Below are 22,120 nucleotides of genomic sequence, written 5' to 3'. Positions count from 1 at the left end.
AGGGCGAGGATGAAAAGTAAAACCCGAATGAACGCAAATTAGAAAAGCCAAATATACTTATAGCAGCTTTCCATTCATACTTGCTAATACATACGCGTTAAAACTAAATTAACTATAATCATTAACAGTGCCGCAATGATTTCTTATTCAGGCAGGTTGCAATGCGGCACGATATGATCAATGACAGTTCTGTTCAGAAATTCTCCGAAAAGCGTGCGCGACGCAAACTTGCCGCCACGACGGCGCTTCTGCTGCTCAGCTGCAACCTGTTGCCATTGACGACTGCTCCCGTATTGGCCAATGATTGGACGGGTGCCAATTCCCCCGACTGGTTCGACCCGGCCAATTGGGCGGATGGATCGGTCCCGGTGCCGGGCGAAGACGCGAAGATTTCAGGTTTGCCTCCGTTTTCCTATCCGGTGATTGAGGCCGGTTCCACCCAGATCCGCAATCTGTTTGTCGGTGCGGCAGGCCGCATGGGGACCTTGTCTGTTGAAAATGGCGGACAACTCGAGGTCACCGGTGACAAATTCGAGGTTGCCGGCGACGCAGCCATGCTCACGGTTACCGGAGCCGGCTCGATCCTCACCGCGGAAAATGCTGAACTGTTGCTGGGCGATTACCGCATTCCCGGTTCAAGTGGGTCGTTGCAGGTGCTTGACGGCGGTCAGGCGACCTTGAAGCGGCTTTATACCGATGATGATGCGAGCCGGGTGCTGGTCAGCGGGCAGGGGTCGATCCTGACGCTCAACGAGGTTCTTTCGGCCGGCACCAATGGCAACAATGAGGGGATGACGGTGTCCGAGGGCGGCACTGTGATCGTGCATGGCAGTGCGGATGTGGGTGGAGCGACCGAGATCACCGGCAGTGGCAGCAGGCTCGTTGTCGACAGCGAGAATGGCAGGCGGGGAAGCCTGACGATCACCTCGTTTGACAATGCGGCATCGCCATCGGTTGTCCGGGTGGTCGATGGTGGTGCAATTGCCGTTTCAACGCAAAGCCAGACTTTGGACGCCAGCATCCGGATCGCGGCCACCCATGGCGTTGACACAGCGGAATTGCTGGTTGACGGAGCCGGTTCAACGGTGACGGCCAACAACCGCATCATCGTGGGCGACGGAGGCGACGGCATTCTGACAGTATCGCGGGGCGGGACGGTCACTACGGCGGACGAATTACAGATCGGTCAATTGGACGATGCGATCGGCACGCTCAATATCGGGGCCGCTGAAGGCGATGCGCCCGTGGCTGTCGGAACGGTGACGGCCAAGCAAATTGTGGTGGCAAAGGGATCGCAGATCAATTTCAACCATGACAGCGACAATTTCGAGTTTTCCCAGCTGATCACCGGTGAGGGCAATCTCAATCAGCGTGCCGGAACCACCATTCTTCTCGCCGATAACAGTCTTTCGGGAACTGCGACCATCAGCGGTGGCGTGCTGCGACTGGGCAATGGCGGCGAAACCGGAACTCTGCAGGCGAGCATTGTCAACAATGCCACGCTGGTGTTTGATCATTCCAACCACTTGACCTATGCGCAACAGATCTCCGGCACCGGCCAGCTCCTGCAATACGGAACCGGGATGCTGACCCTGACGGGCGATAACAGCTATCTGGGCGGCACCGTCATTCGCAACACGATCCTGCAGCTTGGTGATGGCGGAACGACCGGCAGCATCATGGGCGATGTCGACAATGACGGCATGCTTTTCCTCAATCGCTCCAACACGCTGCAGCTGGACGGCACCATTTCCGGCACCGGTGGGCTCGTTCAGCAGGGAAGTGGAACGAGCGTTTTGACTGCCGATAACAGCTATAGCGGCGGCACACGGATTGATGCAGGCGCGCTGCAACTGGGCAATGGCGGCAATACCGGCAGCGTGCTGGGTCCCATCGAGAACAATGGCAGCCTGATCTTTGATCGCAGCGATACAGCCTTGCGGATGGACGGCGTCATTGCGGGCAATGGCCGGCTGGTGCAGCAGGGAACCGGCACCACAACATTGACAGCCGAAAACAGTTTCAGCGGCGGCACCGAGATTTCCCGGGGAACCCTGCAGATTGGCAATGGCGGCAACACCGGGAGCATCACCGGCAATGTCACCAACAACGGCACGCTGGTGTTTGATCGCGCGGGTACCGTTGTCCTGTCCGGCGCGATGGACGGCAGCGGTACACTCATTCAGGCGGGCGAGGGCGGACTGGTCCTTTCAGGCGATTCCAGCAGCTTTGTTGGCGAGACCAATGTCAACAGCGGCACCTTGCTGGTGAATGGCGTTCTGGGTGGCGCTGTTCACGTCGGCGGAGGGGCAAGCCTGGGCGGGCAAGGGTCGATTTTGGGCAATACGGATCTCAATGATGGTGCAAGCCTGGTCGGACGCGAGGGCTATAGCCTTAGCTTTGATCACAATCTGAGGCTTGGCGCGCAAAACAACATCAATGTCTATCTCGGCGCCCCCACCACTGATGGCCTGTTTCACGTCAAGGGCGATCTGACCCTGGCGGGAACGGTCAATGTCTATAATCTGGGCAATTTCGGGCCGGGGCTCTATCGGTTGTTCGACTATGACGGCCAGCTTGATGATCAGGGCGTGACCCTCGGCGATGTACCCGGCGGCGATCGCTCTCAAATGCATATTCAGACCGCCGTCGATCATCAGGTCAATCTGATCAACAGCGCCGGCATGACCCTGAATTTCTGGGATGGCGCCCGCCCTGGCGACAAGAACAACGGCCATGTTGATGGCGGCGATGGCGTTTGGGATGCGGTCGCCGAAAACTGGACCGATGCCGATGGCGCGCTCAACAATCGCTGGGACGCCAACCAGTTTGCGGTGTTCTCGGGAGCGCCCGGCACGGTGACGGTTGACAAGAGCAAAGGCGATGTTGTGGCGGCTGGCCTGCAATTTGCGACCGATGGCTATCAGATCGAGGGCGACGCCCTGACGCTTGTGGGTTCGGCCGGTGCCGCGCCGATCATCCGGGTTGGCGCCGATGCGCGCGCAACCATTGCCAATCCACTCAACGGAAGCGAAGGGATCGACAAAACCGATTTCGGGACGCTCATTCTGACCGCCGACAATACCTATACCGGCGGCACCAATGTTCGCGAGGGCACGCTGCAGCTCGGCAATGGCGGCACCACGGGCAGCGTGAAGGGTGATATTACCTTGTCAAAGACCGATTATGACAAAGGCACCCTGGCGCTCGATCGCAGCGATGATGTGGTGCTTGAAAACCGGATCAGCGGGGCGGGCGAGGTGCGCAAGCTTGGCGCAGGCACCACCACCTTTTCCGGGGACAATAGCTTTTCAGGCGGCCTTTCGGTGGAAAGCGGCACAGCGAAGGCTGGTATTGAGCGCAGTGCCTTTGGCAGTGGCCGACTGGCCATTGCAGCGGGCGCAAAGGTCGAGCTCAACAATTTTGACATCACAACCGGCGGCTTGCTCGGCGAGGGTGATGTTGCGCTCGGCAGCGGCTCGCTCACGCTCGATCAGTCGTTTGACAGTCGTTTTGCCGGCGTCATCTCGGGCAGCGGCGGCGTGACCAAGACAGGTACGGGCAGCCTGGAGCTTTCGGGGCGCAACGACTATAGTGGACCAACCATCGTCGATGGCGGCACTGTGCAACAGGTCAGCCAGGACAGTTTGAGCAGCAGTTCTGACTACAGGATCGGTGATAGCGGCCGCATTGATCTGGGTGGCTTTGACACCAGCATGGCTTCGCTTTCCAACGCCGGCACGATCGACTTCGCCTCGCAGGGCGGGACCAAGCTGACGGTGAATGGCAATTACAGTTCGCAGAACGGCACCCTCCTTCTCAATGCGGTGCTTGCCGGCGATGATTCGGTGACGGATCAGCTCAAGGTGACGGGCGATACCAGTGGAAACACCAATCTCAAGATGGTCAATCATGGTGGCAGTGGTGACCAGACGGTCAATGGGATCAAGGTTGTCTCGGTGGAGGGGCAGTCGGGTGCTAGCTTCAATCTGCAGGGCGATTACACAACGCGTCAGGGCGAACAGGCAGTTGTCGCGGGAGCCTATGCCTATACCCTGCATCAGGGTGGTGTCGAAACCCCCAATGATGGCGACTGGTATTTGCGCAGCGACAAGCTGGTCAATCCGGGCGTCCCGGTCTATCAGGCTTATATCGGCAATCTCCGGACATTGAACCGGTTGTCATCCTACCATGATCGCACCGGCAATCGTGATTTTAGCGACGACAGCGCCCAGCCGGTAACCGCCGCACAGGCCACGCCCCAATATATCTGGGCGCGGGTCGAGGGAGCCTATGATCGCCTGCAGCCCAAGACAACGAGCGGTGCCATCAATCAGAACATCAACCGCTACGCGATGCAGGCTGGTATTGACGGGGTATTTTCCGATACGGAAAGCGGTCGGGTCTTCGCTGGCATTGCGGCGCAATATGGACAGGCGCATTCGGCGATCGCATCGCAGAGTGGCGACGGGAAAATTGATACTGCCGCCTGGAGCCTGCGGTCAACCATGACCTGGTCCGGCAACAACGGGCTTTACGTCGATGGTCAGGCGCAGATGAGCTGGTTTGACAGTGATTTACATTCGGATACGGCCAATGAAGATCTGGTCAAGGCTTTGCATGCCAGAGGCTATGCATTGAGTGTCGAGAGCGGCAGAAAGATTGCATTGAACGATCGCTGGTCGTTGACCCCGCAGGCGCAACTTCAGTGGTCGGCGCTGGGTGGCGACAGTTTCAACGATGTCTTCAATGCCGATATTGCCCTCCGTCACACCGACAGTCTGATGGCGCGCCTTGGTCTGGCGGTTAATTATAGCAGCGGCTGGCTGAAAGATGATGGTCGTGCAGCAAGAACCGATCTTTATGGCGTCGCCAATCTCTATCAGGAGTTTCTCGGCGGCACTGCGATCCGGGTATCCGGGGTCGATTTTGACACCGATGATGACCGAACCTGGGCTGGGATCGGGGCGGGTGGCAGCTATAGCTGGGCCGATGACCGTTACGCCATTTACGGATTGGTCAGTGTGAATACCGGCTTGCAGCATTTTGGCGACAGCTTCAGCGTGGCGGCGAATATTGGCTACCGTCAGTATTTCTAATTAAGCCTGTCGTGGCGCATGTCTGTCTTTTTGATGATGCACAGAGATTTGGGTGATAAGAGCGCAGGGTGCGTGCATCGGCAACACAAGCCGGTCCCAGATGGCCCAGTTGATTCAAGCCTGTCGCAGACCACCCCGAATGGATGCGGAAGTCGTGAAGATTTCAAGGGCGGGCGGCAGGTAATGTTCGGGAATTATTGGTTTCCTTGGCCTTCTTTTCCGCCGCAGGCCGGGGCATGCCAGCCAAATCGGGGATCGACGTCCGAGGCGCAGTTGCAGCCAATCTGCCTTTACGCCACAGGCCGCGATGATTTCCGCTGCCTGAGGCAAGGCGCGATGCGCGGCATTGCTCGGTGCAGTCGCCTCGCTTTCGCTCAAGCGGGCTCCAGGATCGACGCATCGCCCTGTTTGGCGTTGTGGTCGCCGAGTCTTGCATTGAACAGGATTAACCGATCAAACGCCTCGAGGGAGAGATGGACGACTTTTCCACCGCGCAGAATGGCTTCGGCGGTCATGGCTTTGATGCGCGCGGCCTGTTCGCTGCTGCGGCCGTGGCAACTGACACTGTCAGGATGGCGTGCATAGGCAAAATGGACTCCGAACCGGTCGAAAGCCACATAGACACCGGGTTGTTCAATCATGTGTCCTCAACAGATAGAATAATACTCAGCAATAAATATTACATTTTAGAGATATGACTGAGAACTCTCTGCCGATTATCTGGCCGCTGCTCCCAAGCTCCAAATTAACTCGCCGGCCTTTATAGAAAAAATTTGACATGAGCAAGTTAAGAGAGGCGATTTTATCAGAAAATACGCGCAATTACTCTCGGTATCGGACTTTACGAACAGATTTAAAGACGCGTTCTGCCGAGCGCGTCTGTTGAATTATTCCAAAAAGTAAAAACTTGCTGGTCGCGCACACAGACGCTTCGGACCAAGTGTTGCAAACGGACATGGGGAATTCAGCGCGCCGTGACGCGGCAGAGGGGGGGCGCGCAACATGGCGAGATTGCCTATTGAGCTGCCCCGGTTTCGAGCAAAGCAGCCGGGCGCGCGGGACCGCATCGGTCAAGCCTGACCCGGTCAGCCGGGCATAACAATCCCGGTGGCAACAGGCGGCAAGTCTGCTTGCCGCCTGTTGTGCTTAAGCCTTGAACCGTTCGACGCCGCCCATCCAGGTTTCGCTGACCTTGATCTGGCCAATCTTGACGTCCGGGGTGGTCGGATCTTGCTCGAGGATTGCAAAATCGGCGAATTTTCCTGCTTCCAGCGATCCGATCTGATCCTCCATATGGCATTGCCAGGCAGCATCAATGGTGACGGCACGCAGGGCCGCGTCGACCGGGATGCATTCTTCAGGAAAGAACACGTCGCCGCCTTCATTCATCACCCGGGTTACCGCATCCTCGACATAGCGCAATGGTTCAATTGGCGTGACATTCCAGTCCGAATGCAGCGAGATCTTGAGTCCGGCTGCCAGAGCGGATGCGCAAGGGTCGTAATGACGGGCACGTTCAGGTCCCAGGATCCGGTCGCGGAATGCCTTACCCCACCACCGGACATGTCCAATCAGGAAGGATGGGGAGATGCCCATTTCTTTCATCCGCTGCATCTGGTCGGGATGCAGGACGCTGCAATGTTCGATGCGGTGGCGCAACGGGCTGTCTGCTGTCTTGCCCAGAACCGCTTGATAGGCGTCGAGCACCATGTCGATGGCGGCATCACCATTGGCATGCACGCCAACCTGCCAGCCACCGGCATTGGCGCGGCGAATGACTTCCGTGACCTGCTCGAGGCTGAAATTGAGCGCGCCGCGGGTGTTGGTGTTGAGATAGTTCTCGCGTTGAAAGCCGGTTTCAGCCTGATTGGAGCCGTCGGCCCAGGCCTTGATACCATCCACCCGAAAGATATCGTCGCCTCGCCCCGGGAGGATGCCCTCTTTCTCCCATTCGTCCATGATGGTGGAGACCAGCATGCCGCGATAGCGCACCGGCGACTGCCCGTCGGCAAACACCGCATCGAGAATCTGCAGATCCTGGGCGCCGGCCATAATGCCGATGCCGCAGTCATGCAGCATGGTGCAACCGACCGAGCTTGCCTGCTTGAGGAAGCGTTGCACGCGATCAACCATATCCTCGCCGCTCGGTGATGGCATGGCCCCGAGAAATTCCTGCTGTGCGGCCATTTCCTCCAGTCGGCCGGTCAGGGCGCCGTCGCTGCTGCGCACGAAACGCGCGCCGGCCGGATTGGAGACATCGCGGTTGATGCCTGCTGCCTTGAAGGCTGCGGAGTTGGCATAGGCAATGTGGCCATTGCTTTCCTGCATGAAAAAGGGATTGTCTGGGGCGAGCGCGTCGAGGTCGGCGAGGGTTGGAATCTTGGCGCCTGCGGTAATGCTGGCGTCGAATTGCTGCGCCCGTACCCATTCGCCGGGCTTTGCCTTCGCAACCCCGTCCTTGAGCTTTGCCCAGACACTGGCAAAGTCTGGCGTGGTGATCGGGCTGACATCGATCCAGTCTTCAAAGGCGGTGAACACGAAATGCATATGCGGATCGATCAGCCCCGGCATCAATGTCCGGCCCTCTAGATCAATCACCCTGGCTCCGGACTGGACCGCCGCTTGAACTTCAGCGCTCGATCCGACCGCGAGAATGCGATTGCCACGCACCGCGACCGCCTCGGCGCGCGCATTGGCGCCGTTCATGGTCAAGATGGGACCACCCTTGAAGATCAAATCACCGGCATCGGCGCTCGGCGCCTGCTGTGCCAGCGCCATACCCGGCGTGGTGCAGGCAAAGGCCGATGTGGCTGCTGCTGCCCCGAGGAACTTCAGGAAATCCCGGCGTGACGCCATCGATTTGAGGTAGGAAACCATACCCGGATTACAGGCTATACACATTCAAACACCCTTTGCGTTCAAAATGCCTCGACGCCGTCGCCGGGCCGCCTAAGCTTCCCGCAAATATATACTTTAATGTTATTATTGAAAGCTGAATATTTTCTATGGTAAATCAATATATATATTAGATGTAACTACTATATTGCATCTTCTCTATCAGTATTATCTGATATTAAGCGGCTTTGCTTGCCCGGCGATCGTCTGCGTTTTGCGTGGGAACGTCAAATGCGTGCCGGACAGGCCAGCCGGGTGGATTAAATCCCGCCTTTTCCAGCCTTTCTACCTCGCAAGGAATTGGTGTTGAAGCCATTCGCTGCGACGTGGATGCTGGCGGCCACCGCTCTTGATCAACATGGGAATGGCCGATCGGCGCCGCCGTTGATCGATTTTCAGAAAGTGATGATGTGAAAATCAAAATCTTAATGGGCCTGTCCTTTTCCGCGTTCTTGTCCACATGTCTGCTGGGCGCGGCTGCCGTGTCGAGTTCGGCGGCGACCTATCATGTCGAGCGCGCGCAGCCGGATCGCTTGCGCATTGCAACTGACCGCGGAAGCGATGCACCGGCCACCATCTTGGCGCTCCGCAGCCGCGACAATGGGATCCGCTCGCAGGTTGAGGATGTGGACTGCGACGGCAGGCAGCTCGCCTTAAAGCGCGCGGGAGAATGGCTGGTTCCTGCGGGTTGTCGTCACCTGAGCTGGGGCGTGCCGTTGGAAGCGTCAGGGACAAGTGATCCCAATGCGCAACGCAGTCAAATGCTTGAGAGTGGAATATTGCTGTCTGAAGCCTCGTCCTTGCCGCGTCTTGCCGATGCGGCCGCACCCGAATATCTGCAGTTTCCGGCCGGTCGAGTTTTCCCCTATGCGGTGGCGGGCAAACTTGCACTCCCGGACAAAGGGCAACCGTTCTTGTTTGCGCTGATGGGAGAGGTGCCGATGCGCGAGACTGCCGATCATGGGATCGGGCTGTTTTACTTTGTCGATCAGCAGGCCGCAAAGGACAAGGTCGCGGATATGAGACAGCACATGGCGGGGCTCAAATGGCTGGCGGCCCGGCTTCACAAGACCGGACCACAGAATTTTTCCGTTCTGTGGCTGGGCGTGTCCGCGGACAGGCTTGCGCTGTCCGGACAGACGGGAGCAGGCTTGTTGCTGGTTAATTACAGCGCGGGCAATGACCAGGAAATGTGGGGCTCGTCGATGCGGCTTTATGTGCCCCTGCACGAAGCGGTGCATCAGATGGCGACTTCAAGCAACCGACGGCCGGTCTGGTATGATGAGAGCCTGGCGAGTTATTTGGCGACGCGTGCAACCCTGTTCGTCACCAACAATGACCCTGGCGCCCTGGCGATGTTTGAGCGCTTCAAATCGGATGGCAAGCATTTTGACAGCGGTCTGATCCCGACTGACCGTCATGTCAGCGAGACGGGCGATGTCAGTGGTGTCGGCGCCTTTTATACCAAGGGCGTTGCTTTCTGGGATGCTGTCAACACTGCGCTGGTTGCGCGCGGCGACAGTCTTGAGAATTATTATGCGGCGCTCGCTCTGACAAGGGAGAGTGACGATGAGAAGCTGCCAGACTTTATTCAGGCCACGCTTCATTTGCCGGTCGCAGTCTGGGAAAGCTTGGAGAAGACCTATCTTCTCTAGGGGCGTGCCGGGTTGCGGGCGGTCGATGTCTTGATCAACGCGCAGACAGCGGCTTCAAGCATCCCCTGACCTTGGCAAGTGCGACCTGGTAAGCAAGACCCTGGTACAAAGACCTGGTACCAAGACCGGGCAGCGCGGCGCGGGACGCGACCCTGCACTGCCGCGGATCACGATGAATGCGCGGCGGGGTCCCTGCGCACGCGCCCCGAACGCGCCCAGGAGGAACAGGGGCATGCAAAGTGCGCTTGGGTCGGCAGGAAAGCGGCGCATGGCAAGGTGCTGCGCGCAGCGGTTGGGAGACTCTGTGAAACGGGATCGGCGGCCAATGCCGGCTTCGGTCAGCTCCGGAAAATGCCGAGCGTTTCATTTGAGGCAGAGTTGAAACGGCGAAACGCCCGGCAAACGTGCTCTGGAAAAAAGCAACCCTGGTGTTTCAGCACGCCGGCTTCATTGCTGCAACTCCAAGGATGAGGGGTGCTCATTAGCAATGACGCCTTCGCCAATGGGCAAGCCGCATTCTGCATCAATTTGCCGATCAATGCACCGACGCGCTCTTATGGCGTAGCCAGCGGCACAGGCTGAGATAGGGGACCAGTGACGTGATCAGCAAGGCCAGGAATGAGGCGAGCACCATGTGAAGCTCGCCAATCCGCACGGTGATTTCCCCGGGCATATCGACATGCGGCAGCATTGTTCGCACATCAATCGCACTGCTCAAGGCGGCGAGCATGATAAGGCCGGCCACCGTCCACAAGGCTGTGAGCCGGTGTCGGATCGACAAGAACACTGCCGACCAGCCAAACAGCATCGGCATGCCGAGATTGCAGAGGAATGTCACCATGCGGCCGATTTGATCGGGGTCGCCGGGTTCGGCCAGGCGCACGACCATGAGCGCTGCCGCAACAAGGCCGAGGATTGCGAGGTGGAGCAAGGCGAGCGGGGCAAGCAGCAGCGTCGTCTTCGGGTATGAGGCAGGCAGCGACCGCAATTTGGGCTGCGAGATCATCGCCTGTAAAAGGTCGCGTGGATGCCCGATGCGCTCAAATGCCAATGTCTCGGCCCGCGACGGACTGTTGCCCTGGTCCTCGAGATGATCGCGAAGATCGTGAAAATGTTGCGTCAATTCGCAAAGATAGCGTTTGACGTAACCGGGCTTGATGCCGGCGGTGAGCAGTTCTTCGCGCAGGGCTTCAAAAGGCGTGATCATTGTTTCCCCCTTGATAGATGGTTGTTTTCGCGGTTCGAATGCGGCGCCCGCCCAGCAATGCGGTCTTTCCGCAGGCTGAAGCTGGATCGGCAGGCACGGTCGGGCGCGGGAGAGGGCGGGCGCGGGAGAGGGCGGGCGATCGCCGGCGCCGGAAACGGTTGTGGACCCAAGATCATTCGCTCGCCTTTCTGGTTTCTCAACACCCGCCTGCACAGGGTTCGACGGCTGCCTGTCATGCAGGGCAAGGCTTGCCATCGGCGTTGCCCTGTGTGCCGCCACGCAGGATGGGACGAAGCATAGGCGCTGAGTGTGAAGCCATGCTGAGCCGATCCTGAAGCGAAACTGATGCCGGCCAGCGGCGATCAAACGGACGCAAAGACGGCATGCGGGCAAATTCTGCCGCCGGTTCTCCCGATAAAGATACCCCCAAGTTGATAGGAGCAACAAAGTTGTGGCCCAAAGTTGCGATGGCTTCCATGGCGGAAACCGTTCATCCTTGTTGGAGTGGCATGAATGTGTCGATGGGGTGGCCTTATAAATGGCTGCGCCCCGCACCAATGCCGCTCGGGATCACGGCGAACCGCGCGATAGACAGGGGTGGCAGGCCTGTCGACCTGGTCGCAACCGCGGCACGCATCAGCTCATTCAAGCCGGCGGCTTGCTGTCTTCCTGCGCAACCGCAGTCTCGCGCCGACGATGGGGTCGGGATCTGGAAATCGGGATATGAAAAGACGTGCGAATATTGCTTGTTGAAGATGACCTGGTGCTCGGTCAGGCCTTATCGACGGCGCTGGAAAAGCGCTCCTATGGCATTGACTGGATGCAGGATGGGGAATCGGCGCTGCAAGCCATGCAGGTGCTGGATTTCAGCCTGGTCATCCTCGATGTGAACCTGCCCGATATTGATGGCATTGCGGTGCTGCGCAGCCTGCGTCTCACCGGGCGCAATATACCGGTCTTGCTGTTGACGGCGCGGGATCTCGCCGCGCAACGCGTTGAGGGGCTCGATGCAGGCGCAGACGACTATCTGGTCAAGCCGTTTGATCTGGAGGAATTGCTGGCCCGCATCCGAGCGCTTCTGCGACGCCAGGAGGGACGGATCGAAACCATTCTGAGATGCCAGAGCCTCGAAGTCGATACCGGCGCGATGATCGCGCGGCTTGGCAACCAGACCGTCGCCCTGCCCGCCAAGGAGTTTCGGGTTCTCAAACTGCTGATGGAGCGTGCCGGGCGTTTTGTCACCAAAAGAGACATTGAATATGCGCTTTACAGCGCCGATGCCGGCGTGGAGAGCAATACGACCGAGGTCATCATCTATAATTTGCGCAAGAAACTGGGTGCTGAGCGCATCACCACGATGCGCGGTGTCGGCTACATGATCGAGCGATGAAGAAGCCGACGCTCGCCTGGTCGCTGATCATCCGGGTTGCCCCGACGATCCTTCTGGCTCTGCTTGCCATTGGACATCTGGCATTCCAAAGCGCCACCTATGAAATCAACCGTATCTATGACGCGCAGCTGATCACCGATGCAAACACGCTGTGGAGCATCCTGCAAAATTACATTCGCAAGAACGACTTTGATCCGCCACGCCAGTTCAATGATCCGGATCTGACCATGGGCGATCAGATGGCCCTCAACAGCAATCTGAAGGATTTCGAGGATGCGCGGATGTTCCGGGTGTGGAAATCCGATCATCTTGCGATCATCTCCGCCAGCGCGTTCAAGCCGGATCAGTCGATGTCCGTGCTCGGGCTGTCAACGGTGATCTATGATGGCAAGCCTTGGCGTGTCTATACGCTCAAGATTGCCACGGCACCGGTGATCATCGAAGTGGCCGAGAAGACGATGCTGCGCCGTCATCTCGTCGCCAAGATCCTGCTCAATCTGATCCTGCCGCTGATCGTGCTGATCCCGATCATCACCCTGCTGATCTGGATCGGAATCCAGAAAGGGCTGGGTACGGTGCATGGCTTTGTCCGGCAAATCCGCAACCGTTCGCCCGATGACCTGTCGCGGATAACCACCGAGACATTGCCGCGCGATCTGTTGCCATTTGGGGAATCGGTCAATGTGCTTTTAAGCAAGCTTGATCGCTCATTGACCGCCGAACGCCAGTTTGCCGATCATGTCGCCCATCAGCTGCGGACGCCTCAGGCCAGCCTGCGGCTGCTGCTTCAGATGCTTCAGCAAGCGGAGCATGAAACGGAGCGGACGATGATTATCACCAATCTTGTCCGCAGCAATGACAAGGCGCTCCGTCTTATCGAGCAGTTGTTGCAGTCCGGGCGCGTGAACCACCAGGACCTGTCGATCAGCACGGTCAATCTCTATGACGTTGCCGCGTCGATCCTTGCGGATCTCGGTGAGACGATCAGGACCAAGGCGCAGGATGTGGTGCTGTCGGGCTGCGAGAAGGCCTGGGTGGAAACCGATGAATCGCTGTTACGCCTGCTGCTGGAGAATATATTTGAAAATGCCGTCAAATATTCCCCCACTTCCGGCCAGATCCAGGTGATGATCAGTCGCGACAGCGCCGACACTTGGTTGGTACGGGTCTGCGATACCGGGCCCGGCATCCCCGCTCAGCATGCCGAGGCGGTGTTTCAGCGGTTCTTCCGCATCCCGGGATCGAACCGGCCCGATGGCACCGGCCTTGGGCTGGCGATTGCGGCGGATGCTGCAGGACGGCTCGCGGCCGCGATCACCTTTGGAGTTCCCCCTTATGGGAGTGGTCTGCAGGCCGATATTCGGCTGGCGCGTCTGGTGAGTCTCAAAGACATCTGATCGACTTCAGCAGGCAAAGCCGGATCGATCAAAATGCTTTTGCTTTGATAACGCTCAAAAGCGCGCCTTTGTGCAACAGGCTTAAACGGTGCTTTCTTCGCTATCGGCTTGTTAATGCGGCGCTGTCCACGCAACAGGAACAGCGCGCGCTGCAGCCAGCAAAGCATGTCGCTTGTCTTGGAGTTTAAAAGCGCAGCTATTGGGCGCTGGTTTGCATCCCCGGCGGCACAACAAGGGAATATTGCTTGAACTTTAGGCGTGCAAGCAGTATCAAGTCTCTATATTTATAATATTAGGTCTTCATAATGTTTTATTCTATTAGAATTGCAGCGTCGCGCGCCGTTGTTTTCTCCTATTACCAGAATATCCAATCCTGGCCCGTCTGGGACAAGGAATGCGCGGCGGTATCTTTGCCGGATGGTCTTCGCTTGGGCTCGGAGGGCTGGCTGAAGCCAAGCAAGGGTCCGAAGGCCAAAATCCGCATCAGCGAATATGAGAAGAATAGTGCCTTCGTGGTTGAAAGCAAGTTGCCCTTCTGCACGATGTATTTCGGGCATCGTCTGGAAAAAGCCGGCACCGCAACCATTGCCAACCATTGGGTTCAGTTCAAGGGACCGTGTGCGTTTCTGTTTAAGCTATTGATCGGCAGAAAGATCAATGCCGGCTTGCCCGATACGATGCAGGGGCTGAAGGCGATCTGCGAAGCGCCGGCTGCCACCTGAAACTTGATGAGTAAAGAAGCTGATCGCTTGTTGGAAGCGGTGTTATAAGCAAATGTGACGGTGTTATCGTTTGCGTCCTGCTGCGTCGGATGTCATTGGCCGTAGGGCGCGATCGGTAGACATGGGTGAGCTGCGGCATAGTCCGACTTTCATGACAACGGCGCGCTGCCAGCCGCGACGGATAGGCATTTGAGCGGCCGGCGTAAAGGATAGTCTGACCAAGTCAAGCGACCGTTGCCACGGTAACGTCGCAATGCTGCACCCATTGGCAAGAAAGCGCAGCTCAAGCGCGTTTCGATCTGATTGGATCAGATCGGCGCTCTAATGATCTGTTTTCACGCGCATCGTTGTCCGAAAACCGTTTCACACTTTTCGGGATGCGAAGGCTCATGCCTTATCGATTGGACTGATCGCCCGCACGATCATTTTTTCCAACCGCGTATTCTCGGCCCGCAGCTTCTTTGCCAACAATTGTTTGAGGTGGTTATTCTCGCTTTCAAGCGCTGCAAGATCATCTGGCCCCGGCGCGGGTCGGTGATAAAAAAGCCTGTCGGGCGCGTTGGACCGCGGCGCCGGCTGTGGCTTTGAAGAATGCAGATGGGTTGCAGCAGGCAATTTGCCGGCGCGCGCAGGCTTCATGCGTCGCGGGAGCGAGGTTGCAGCGGGTTGGGTTGCACGGCCTTCATGGGACGGCGCCGGCGCAGGACCTGATCCATGCGACGGTGTTTGCGCGACGGCTGCGGCTTGTTGCAGGATCGAAGGCTCGACCAGTGCCTTCCGAGCACGACCCTCGTGCTTGGTTGCAACGGGCGCCGAGGTCGGCGCATCGGCAGCGGCTTGAGAAGGCTCAAGCGCAAAAGGCTTCAGCGTTTCAGGGCTTGGCGTTGGCTCTGTCGGCTTGTTGCTCGGCTCAGAGCCTTTCGGATTCTGTGAAGCTTTCGGGCGTTGTAAAACCGGCGCTTGCTTTGATTGCGTCGGATGCTGCACTTGACGTGCGGCGTCGGAATTCGGCTCTTGCACCGTCGACAGGATACGACCGCTCGTCCTTGCGGCGGCCGGTTGGTCGCCCGTGACCTTCCCCGTTACCTTATTCGTTGGCGTGTTGTTGGTCTTGTCCGCTGGGCGGGCGGCTTCTGGGAGTTGTGCGGCTGGCAGTTCGGACTTCTGAGCGGCGGGCATCGTCGTGTCATCGTCGACGGCGCGCGCGATTTCCTTGATGTTGATATCCCCCCACAGTGATTTCACATTCTTGCGCGCACGACGATTCTTATACTCGATGATCAAACGTTTGCCGGGGAATTTCATAGGGTCGCTTCAATCCTGCAACAGAAAAGAAAAAGTATTTGCCCTCCCAATTTACGCGCAGTGGGTTTTGGATTCAACCCTGCGGCTTACGGGGTGGGTGTTTGTTGAGGTGTTTGTTGAGATGTTTGTTGAGGTGTTTGTTGAGTCTGGCCGCAGCCATCATGTGCAGAAGCCAAGAAGTGCTGTTGCTATGGGACGGCAAGCAGCGTTTCGGCTCCAATAGGGGAAAGACCAGACTTGACCAAATGGCCCTGAAGTCCAGGCCATAAGCGGCGGCACCGGCTCCGGGCATCGCGTCAAATCCCGATCTGCCGATCAAAACGGGAGTGGCAAGGTTGGAAGGGGAGAGAATTGGGTAATTATCGCTTTCCAACCTTGCCGGAGGAGGGTAGTGCAGTCTGCGCTCCATCCATGAAGAAGTGCGCCAGAACATCATAGAGTATTACTATACATTATTCAATATTGAACATGGATGCATTAAATATGATGAAACAATAATATAAGTGAATACTTGAATTGGCATTTTATCGCCCCTGATTGCTTCTAATAGGGTGTTTTCCTGAAGCAAGGTTTCAGCAACACCACCCTGAGTCAGCCACACCACCGTGCTTTCACTGGCTTGTGCTGGCAGCCTTTGGAAAGAACGCGAAGGCTGCAATCTGTGCATCGATTTTCAGACGATCCATCGCGAGGTGCTCCTGCTCGCGGTTTCTCAGCCATTTGGCAATCTGAACCGGTGTTTCTCCTTGGGCGCCTTCCGCTTTTTGTTGTGCGAACTGCTTGAACAATTCATCGAGGCTTTGCTGCACCTCAAGGGGCGCGGTTCCGCGTAATTCGCACAGGATCGCAATGGCTGCACAAGCGAGTTTTTCGGTCGCCTCCACGCGCGCCACCAGATTGAAGATCATCTGTTGATGCAACTGTTCTGTCGATGTCATCCCTATTCTCTTTTCGGTTTGTATCGGTCCGGTTGAATGATGTCGCAAAGCCGGTCGCCCCAGGGGCGCTGACAGGGGATTGAATCGCTAACCACAACCCTATGAGGGCTGTGGGCGCTGGAGAGGGCCTGACTGCGCCGGCGCCAAAAGGGTGCGCCTGCTGATATCAGTCGAAGCTTTGTTGCCGCCCGTCACCATATTTCACGGAACGCAGGCAGACGCTGGCTTTGACTTGCTTGCGCAGGTGGTAGAGCGTTTCCATCTCGGTAATGGTCGCTTGAAATCCATGGGTCTCGTGCGGTGCAACTGTCAAACCCCGATCAATATAGGAGGAGAACAACATGTCTCCTGCGGCATCTTCGAAGACAATGGATGCGTTCAAAACGGTAATTTTTTGGGCGGCATTGGACTGAATAATCGTGGCGAGACGCGCAGTGTGGGCTCCTGCCGGGACGATTGACCAGTCTTTGACGATGAGAATATCTGTGTTGCAGGCCTGCGCAGATCCCCCTGCAATCAGCACAGAAACGGCTATCGCGGCGGGCAAGGATTTGAGGAAAGAATTCATAAAGCGATCTCTCTGAAATTTGCGGCCACACTATGCCGAGAGCCCGCCGAAAAAACATCCCAACTAATCGCGAGCGAGTTGGAGTGTTCCATGGCGTTTGCAGGGGGAAGGAAAGCCCCTGGTGGCGCTCACAAATACTGTTTGACGCTTGCTGATCAATGGGGTAGCGACACGCCTCGCGTGCTCGGAGAAGCCTGTTGAGCGGGGGTGAGGGCCGCTGTGCACGGCTGTGGTTGGCAAACCACCCCGCCGCAGACCTTCTGCAAACCTGGCAATCTCAACAAGAGACGCAGCACGTTGTCCTGTCTGGCGATGCATCCGCAACAACGGCGAGGTTATGGCCGGTGAACCTGAGAGAAGGGGTTGTTTGCGAAAAGCTCCGATCGTCCAATGCGCACCTGCTCCGAGGGGAAGACGGCGCTGAACAAGTCTCCGGGAAAGCGGGATGCAGACACAGGACATAGCGCAAGAAAGACATATTGAAACCCGAACCGCCAACGCTATCTAGCGCTCAGAGAAAGACAAAAGGTGGCACTATGAAACTCAGACTAATCGCGGTGGCGTCTCTGGTTGCTCTGGTCGGTTGCGCGGGTTACGCCAAGTCGCTGACACGGCAGGCGGGCATAACGCCGGTTCGTCATTTTGATTCCACCCGCTATCTGGGCAAATGGTATGAGCTTGGCCGCATTGAGAACCGCTTTGAACGCGGGATGACCGACACAACAGCCCACTATACGCTCAACCGGGACGGCACGATCAAGGTCGTCAATGCTGGTTACGATCCGGCCAAGGGCAAACATCGTGAAGCGGTAGGGAAGGCGAAATTCGTTGAGGGCAAGGATGTCGGAGCCCTGAAGGTCTCGTTCTTTCCGCCCTTTTATGGCGGCTACAATATTGTTGCGCTCGACGAGGATTATCAATGGGCCATTGTCGTGGGTCCCAATCCCGGCAAGTATTTCTGGGTGTTGTCTCGACAGTCCAAATTAACGCAAAGCCTCAAGAACGAAGCTATCAGGGTCGCGCGCGATTTGAATGTGGACGCAAGCAAGATTCTCTGGGTGCCACAGCAGAGCTCTGGCCGGTCGGCCGCGCATTAGCGGCGCGCCGCAAAACACCGCTTGCCGCTCTGCATCCATGCATGAGCGGCGCTGCTGCTTCATTTTTGTGGGCGTCGAGGGGATTGGTTTGGGGTCATCGCCTCGGCGAGGCCAACATCAGATATTGGAGGTCGAAGCCGGCTCCGGCTTTACAAAGCAAGGGCGGGAAGTCGCGCTTTGGCGCGTGCCTCCCGCCCGCTCAATATGGATAGAAGTTAGTGCCGGTTCTAGCGACGGCATCGACCCAGCAACATGCCCGCCAGAACACCGATAATACCGACGGTGGCGAGGGTGGCGGTTGTCGCGCCGGGATTTTCGCGGGCCGCATTCAGCACCCGTTCACCGTGATAGCGTGCACTCGAAGCGACATCATCAAAGGCGGACGAGGCGGAGGAGAGCGCATTGTCAGCCTTGTCGGTTGCAGTTCCCAGACGATCGGCCAGCTGCGATGACAGACTGCTCAGCTGGCTACGAAGTTCGCTGATTTGATTGGCGACCGTGTTTTCTGGTTCGTTTGCCATTGAGACACTTCCTTGTAAGATTATTGATGTGCAGGCGAAACTGCGATGCACGATGACAACGTATGCGGATGCATTTGGTTTCAAAATGGCGGCAAGAAAAGCAGCGCCAAGCCAGGCAGCGGGGTTGCGTGGAAACCCAGCACGAACCGCTCACTGGTGCTCGGCTGAGCAGTCGGGCTCGAAAGACAATGGTCTGTGGTGGGGAAACGGCCGGGTCGGGTGTCAATGCACGGACGGATGAAGCTGTCAGGCCACAATGAAAAAGCACATGAAAAAGTGACGGAACAAATAACGGAAAAATGGGCGGAGCCTTGAGTCCGCCCAGCAGGGTCTAGCGGCAGCGTGCCGTGTAGATACGACCGTGACGATCACGATATTGGCAGTTGCCATTGCGCAGATTGCGCACGAGAAGCCCTCCGACTGCGCCGGCACCAGCCCCAATCAGCGCGCCGCGGCCGCCACCAGCAATACCGCCAATTGCGGCACCAGCGACTGTTCCCACGCTGAGATCCTTTTCGGTTGATGTACATCCGGAGATTGCCATCAGTGCAATCAAGCACAGTCCAATTTTACGCATATGAAGTCCCTCCAATCCACGGAATGTGAATGACGAGTGAGATAAGGAGGATGATCGCCCTGTCAAGAAACGATCGCCAAAATAAGGCTGGCTATTCGTTCGCCCAACAAGCATTGGCACCGCAACGCTCAAGGGAGCGCCTTGTCAGCCTGCTTGGCCGGGTGGCAACGATTTGCGTGCCATGCCGATCAGAGGGGCGCCGCTCGGCGATGATGGCAGCGATCTTGATCGCGGTTTACACAATTCAGGCGCATCGATAGCGCCATCACGCAAGCAAGCGCAATGGCCGGCTCTCAATTGAACGAATGAGTGTCATTCGCTGTGCGCAAAGATCGCGTTGGCTAGCGCAACGGCTTTTTCATGATCAGAGGACCGTCGGCGCTTTGCTCGGTGTAGCGCAACACCACGCGAATGGTCCGCGACTGGACACGCGTCTGAGCCGCACATTGCACAATCGCATCCTGCGCTGCAACTGCGAACGCTTCCCCTGCCTTGCGCACCGGTTGAAACTCGACCGTAATAATGCGGACAAGTTTGCCGCTTGCGTCGTAGCTCACTTCAAACGTTGCAGAAGCGCGGCGGTAGGTGGGATCCTGCGGTAAGGTGAGGCATTTGCTCGCCAGTTCGGTCACCACTTCGCCATCAGTTGCTGCCGGGGCCGGTGTTGGCAGCATTGCCATCAAAGCAGTTCCTATGAGCAAAAATCTTGGCATTTCTCTCCCGGGTCGCACAAACCTTTTTAAGAGAAGATAGGGATTTCCGCGATAAGCTGCAAACAACAAACGTGATTTCGTCTGGCCGTCCGACGCAAACGGCTGAACTTGCGCGGCCATATAGGCTTTCAAACACCCAGGTTGGCGCTTGATAAAACCGTCTAACGGACTTGGTGATCGAGCGTTCGTTCACAGCTTGCCAGGCGGCAGCGGGCGGCAAGGCCAGAGGGCCATCGCAAGCGTTTGCTGCTTGACGGGTCAACCTGCCATCAATGGGGTAACCACCACAGCAAAAAGCACGCGAGAGCGGTGGCAATAATCGCCCCGGCGACAAGCAAGCTCTGATCTGAGACTGTCACGTCGAAAATCATCATCTACGCCGCTGCTCCGAAATCACCATGAATACAATCAACACGACGAGCGCTGTGGAGAGCGCTGCAATGAACCAACCCATTGTTCCTTCCTCCCGTCAATTAACTCGGAATGCGGGAGAAAGTTTCAAGGACCCTTATAAGGAGAGGCAGGTCACCGCACGGTAAAAATCGCGGGGTAAAAAGGCGCCCGCGATGGTCGGTCCAAGCAAATGCGGTTGTTCTCTTGATGGGGTGTCTTCAGGCACGGAATGCGGGCGGACTTTCCTTTCCGATGATCGTTTGATAAGCCATCAAAGATGGGCAATGCAGCTGGATGTTGAACTTTATGGGACCTTTCCTGAAACGACACATGTCAGGTTTGCTGGCCTTTATTTGTGGTTTGCTGCTGTTGCCGTGGATTTTGGGCGTTCCAGGAAACCCGACGCCCAAAGGTGCAGCCGCATGGAGCTTGGGTCTTGTGGCCATTCTTTCCTATCTGGTGCTGTATCAATGCGTGCGTTCATCGCAAGATCATGCCTTCTTCAAAAAGCCATCGATCCGCAGGCGACTGAATGGCGCGCTGTTGGCTGCCGCAGTTGTTGTGGTTCCAATCCTGGTTGGGGCCTTGCTTTTCCTGGTATTCGGGGCCAGTTGAGCGGCGGTCGTCGTGCTCCCGACCGGTCTCTGGACGTCGAGCGCGAGAGGCATATTGGCGCGGAAACAGGGGCGGGATGGCACATCGAGGAGGCCCTCAGGCACCAGGATGGCAGCAGGATGAGGGGAAGGAGCTGCATTCCGCCAGACGCCGCCGTTTTACCTTTGCTAAGAGCAGGTCTGCGACGGGCCTTTTTCTGCGGGAACAATTTCGAAGATGTTTGGTTAGCGCAGAGAGGGTTGAGAAGAGAGGCTGAGACGATGAAAGCGACCAATTCCGGCTCGATCATGACTGTGATCACCATGGCGACACTTCTTTCCTTTTCTGGCGCAGTTTTCGCCCAGGAATCCGGATCGCCCAATCAATCGGGGGGGCAGGAGCCCGAGGTGCCGGGGACATCGTCCTCCACGCCGCACAAACCCGTGCAGCCCGACAGCGACAGCTCGCCAAAAACGCAACGTGAGAAGGACAAAGAGAGGGAGTTCCGGGCGCAAAAGCAGCGGAAATGCGCGCCCGGCAAGGACGCCAAGGCTTGCCGGGAACACGGTGTGAAGAAAAGACAGAACTAAGCATCGTCCTGTGCACCGCACTGAAACCAAACGCCCTTGCTGAGAAGGATTCAGCGTCAGCAGCTCATTGGCGCTGTTGAGACGCATGCAGGCTTCTCAGCGCCGCTGCCCATTGTTCCTGCAACAACCAGAGAGCCGGCAAGGGCAAGGCTGTCACGAGGCACGCGCATACCCCGCAAGGCAGATCGGTCTGCGCCGCGCCGCGCGGCTCAGGATTTGTGAGCAGGCTTTCCTTTTTGTTTGCTTGAAGCGAGCTCTTTGAGTTGCTTTTCACTCATCGAATCCTCCATCTGTTTGGAGGCCCCGCGCAATTCACGCTTCGGCTTGTCGCCGCGCTTGGCAGCAAGAGCAGCCCCGGCTGCTTGTTGTTGGGCTTTTGATTTTGCGGGCATTTCTGGCTTCCTTCCTGTCCGGGATATGTTGCAAATTGCCTGCAGCTTCAGACCCTGGCTATGCCGA

At 57.4% G+C, this 22,120-nt stretch carries 18 protein-coding genes; 8 read left to right on the top strand and 10 right to left on the bottom strand.

The genetic code is table 11. The features are described from left to right. The first annotated feature begins 161 nt into the window (after positions 1-161). Positions 162-5,099: an autotransporter outer membrane beta-barrel domain-containing protein gene (locus tag ABWV94_RS22245; RefSeq protein WP_353415377.1), complete on the top strand. Its 4,938-nt coding sequence runs from the start codon at positions 162-164 to the stop codon at positions 5,097-5,099. Between the two features lie 374 nt (positions 5,100-5,473). On the opposite strand, the gene ABWV94_RS22240 is transcribed toward ABWV94_RS22245, so the two are convergent. Beyond that, positions 5,474-5,740: a hypothetical protein gene (locus tag ABWV94_RS22240; RefSeq protein ID WP_353415376.1), complete on the bottom strand. Its 267-nt coding sequence runs from the start codon at positions 5,738-5,740 to the stop codon at positions 5,474-5,476. A 505-nt stretch (positions 5,741-6,245) separates the two neighbouring features. Further along, positions 6,246-8,000: an amidohydrolase gene (locus tag ABWV94_RS22235; protein WP_353415375.1), complete on the bottom strand. Its 1,755-nt coding sequence runs from the start codon at positions 7,998-8,000 to the stop codon at positions 6,246-6,248. A 476-nt stretch (positions 8,001-8,476) separates the two neighbouring features. Between ABWV94_RS22235 and ABWV94_RS22230 the strand changes: the two genes are divergently transcribed. Continuing rightward, a complete protein-coding gene (locus ABWV94_RS22230) occupies positions 8,477-9,649 on the top strand; it encodes a hypothetical protein (RefSeq protein ID WP_353415374.1) in 1,173 nt (390 codons plus the stop codon). A gap of 535 nt (positions 9,650-10,184) precedes the next feature. Here ABWV94_RS22230 and ABWV94_RS22225 read toward each other — a convergent pair. Next, a complete protein-coding gene (locus tag ABWV94_RS22225) occupies positions 10,185-10,856 on the bottom strand; it encodes a hypothetical protein (protein WP_353415373.1) in 672 nt (223 codons plus the stop codon). Positions 10,857-11,589: 733 nt separating this feature from the next. Here ABWV94_RS22225 and ABWV94_RS22220 point away from each other — a divergent pair. The 3 genes from ABWV94_RS22220 to ABWV94_RS22210 all read left to right on the top strand — a co-directional run bounded on the left by ABWV94_RS22220 (position 11,590) and on the right by ABWV94_RS22210 (position 14,365). Beyond that, positions 11,590-12,246, top strand: coding sequence for a response regulator (locus tag ABWV94_RS22220; protein ID WP_353415372.1), 657 nt, complete (start codon positions 11,590-11,592; stop codon positions 12,244-12,246). After that, positions 12,243-13,643 (top strand): sensor histidine kinase, encoded by a 1,401-nt coding sequence (locus ABWV94_RS22215; RefSeq protein ID WP_353415371.1) that lies wholly within the window; start codon positions 12,243-12,245, stop codon positions 13,641-13,643. Before ABWV94_RS22220 ends, ABWV94_RS22215 begins: the two co-directional genes overlap by 4 nt. Before the next feature lie 305 nt (positions 13,644-13,948). Beyond that, on the top strand, positions 13,949-14,365 hold the full coding sequence (locus tag ABWV94_RS22210) for an SRPBCC family protein (protein WP_353415370.1): 417 nt from the start codon (positions 13,949-13,951) through the stop codon (positions 14,363-14,365). Positions 14,366-14,752: 387 nt separating this feature from the next. On the opposite strand, the gene ABWV94_RS22205 is transcribed toward ABWV94_RS22210, so the two are convergent. The 3 genes from ABWV94_RS22205 to ABWV94_RS22195 form a co-directional block, all read right to left on the bottom strand. Continuing rightward, complete coding sequence (locus ABWV94_RS22205) at positions 14,753-15,670, bottom strand: hypothetical protein (protein ID WP_353415369.1); 918 nt, start codon at positions 15,668-15,670, stop codon at positions 14,753-14,755. Between the two features lie 611 nt (positions 15,671-16,281). Then, positions 16,282-16,608: a hypothetical protein gene (locus tag ABWV94_RS22200; protein ID WP_353415367.1), complete on the bottom strand. Its 327-nt coding sequence runs from the start codon at positions 16,606-16,608 to the stop codon at positions 16,282-16,284. A gap of 166 nt (positions 16,609-16,774) precedes the next feature. Next, entirely contained in the window at positions 16,775-17,176 is a 402-nt protein-coding gene (locus ABWV94_RS22195; RefSeq protein ID WP_113496529.1) for a hypothetical protein, read from the bottom strand. A gap of 536 nt (positions 17,177-17,712) precedes the next feature. Between ABWV94_RS22195 and ABWV94_RS22190 the strand changes: the two genes are divergently transcribed. Further along, entirely contained in the window at positions 17,713-18,273 is a 561-nt protein-coding gene (locus ABWV94_RS22190; RefSeq protein WP_353415366.1) for a lipocalin family protein, read from the top strand. 227 nt (positions 18,274-18,500) lie between these two features. Here the strand turns inward: ABWV94_RS22190 and ABWV94_RS22185 are convergent, their stop codons facing one another. The 3 genes from ABWV94_RS22185 to ABWV94_RS22175 all read right to left on the bottom strand — a co-directional run bounded on the left by ABWV94_RS22185 (position 18,501) and on the right by ABWV94_RS22175 (position 20,051). After that, positions 18,501-18,794: a hypothetical protein gene (locus ABWV94_RS22185; protein WP_113490675.1), complete on the bottom strand. Its 294-nt coding sequence runs from the start codon at positions 18,792-18,794 to the stop codon at positions 18,501-18,503. 331 nt (positions 18,795-19,125) lie between these two features. Then, positions 19,126-19,371: a YMGG-like glycine zipper-containing protein gene (locus ABWV94_RS22180; RefSeq protein WP_112814727.1), complete on the bottom strand. Its 246-nt coding sequence runs from the start codon at positions 19,369-19,371 to the stop codon at positions 19,126-19,128. A gap of 341 nt (positions 19,372-19,712) precedes the next feature. Then, positions 19,713-20,051, bottom strand: a complete 339-nt coding sequence (locus ABWV94_RS22175) for a hypothetical protein (RefSeq protein ID WP_353415365.1) — start codon at positions 20,049-20,051, stop codon at positions 19,713-19,715. A gap of 756 nt (positions 20,052-20,807) precedes the next feature. Here ABWV94_RS22175 and ABWV94_RS22170 point away from each other — a divergent pair. Together ABWV94_RS22170 and ABWV94_RS22165 are read left to right on the top strand one after the other, a co-directional pair. Further along, entirely contained in the window at positions 20,808-21,092 is a 285-nt protein-coding gene (locus ABWV94_RS22170) for a hypothetical protein (protein WP_353415364.1), read from the top strand. A 260-nt stretch (positions 21,093-21,352) separates the two neighbouring features. Continuing rightward, positions 21,353-21,661, top strand: a complete 309-nt coding sequence (locus ABWV94_RS22165; protein ID WP_162761650.1) for a hypothetical protein — start codon at positions 21,353-21,355, stop codon at positions 21,659-21,661. 209 nt (positions 21,662-21,870) lie between these two features. Here the strand turns inward: ABWV94_RS22165 and ABWV94_RS22160 are convergent, their stop codons facing one another. Continuing rightward, on the bottom strand, positions 21,871-22,053 hold the full coding sequence (locus ABWV94_RS22160; RefSeq protein ID WP_353415363.1) for a DUF3008 family protein: 183 nt from the start codon (positions 22,051-22,053) through the stop codon (positions 21,871-21,873). Positions 22,054-22,120 lie beyond the last annotated feature (67 nt).

The organism is Brucella sp. NBRC 12953 (assembly GCF_040369775.1).
Lineage (GTDB): Bacteria > Pseudomonadota > Alphaproteobacteria > Rhizobiales > Rhizobiaceae > Brucella > Brucella pseudogrignonensis.
The sequence above is the reverse complement of the archived record's forward strand: the minus strand, read 5'-3'. Positions and strand labels throughout refer to the sequence as shown.

Bases quoted from the DNA above. Each gene is read 5' to 3' on its own strand.
- ABWV94_RS22185 (WP_113490675.1), bottom strand. From the start codon at position 18,794: ATGGCAAACGAACCAGAAAACACGGTCGCCAATCAAATCAGCGAACTT.
- ABWV94_RS22195 (WP_113496529.1), bottom strand. From the start codon at position 17,176: ATGAATTCTTTCCTCAAATCCTTGCCCGCCGCGATAGCCGTTTCTGTG.
- ABWV94_RS22175 (WP_353415365.1), bottom strand. From the start codon at position 20,051: ATGGCAATGCTGCCAACACCGGCCCCGGCAGCAACTGATGGCGAAGTG.
- ABWV94_RS22160 (WP_353415363.1), bottom strand. From the start codon at position 22,053: ATGCCCGCAAAATCAAAAGCCCAACAACAAGCAGCCGGGGCTGCTCTT.
- ABWV94_RS22235 (WP_353415375.1), bottom strand. From the start codon at position 8,000: ATGTGTATAGCCTGTAATCCGGGTATGGTTTCCTACCTCAAATCGATG.
- ABWV94_RS22200 (WP_353415367.1), bottom strand. From the start codon at position 16,608: ATGACATCGACAGAACAGTTGCATCAACAGATGATCTTCAATCTGGTG.
- ABWV94_RS22225 (WP_353415373.1), bottom strand. From the start codon at position 10,856: ATGATCACGCCTTTTGAAGCCCTGCGCGAAGAACTGCTCACCGCCGGC.
- ABWV94_RS22210 (WP_353415370.1), top strand. From the start codon at position 13,949: ATGTTTTATTCTATTAGAATTGCAGCGTCGCGCGCCGTTGTTTTCTCC.
- ABWV94_RS22165 (WP_162761650.1), top strand. From the start codon at position 21,353: ATGAAAGCGACCAATTCCGGCTCGATCATGACTGTGATCACCATGGCG.
- ABWV94_RS22240 (WP_353415376.1), bottom strand. From the start codon at position 5,740: ATGATTGAACAACCCGGTGTCTATGTGGCTTTCGACCGGTTCGGAGTC.
- ABWV94_RS22190 (WP_353415366.1), top strand. From the start codon at position 17,713: ATGAAACTCAGACTAATCGCGGTGGCGTCTCTGGTTGCTCTGGTCGGT.
- ABWV94_RS22170 (WP_353415364.1), top strand. From the start codon at position 20,808: ATGTCAGGTTTGCTGGCCTTTATTTGTGGTTTGCTGCTGTTGCCGTGG.
- ABWV94_RS22205 (WP_353415369.1), bottom strand. From the start codon at position 15,670: ATGAAATTCCCCGGCAAACGTTTGATCATCGAGTATAAGAATCGTCGT.
- ABWV94_RS22180 (WP_112814727.1), bottom strand. From the start codon at position 19,371: ATGCGTAAAATTGGACTGTGCTTGATTGCACTGATGGCAATCTCCGGA.
- ABWV94_RS22245 (WP_353415377.1), top strand. From the start codon at position 162: ATGCGGCACGATATGATCAATGACAGTTCTGTTCAGAAATTCTCCGAA.
- ABWV94_RS22215 (WP_353415371.1), top strand. From the start codon at position 12,243: ATGAAGAAGCCGACGCTCGCCTGGTCGCTGATCATCCGGGTTGCCCCG.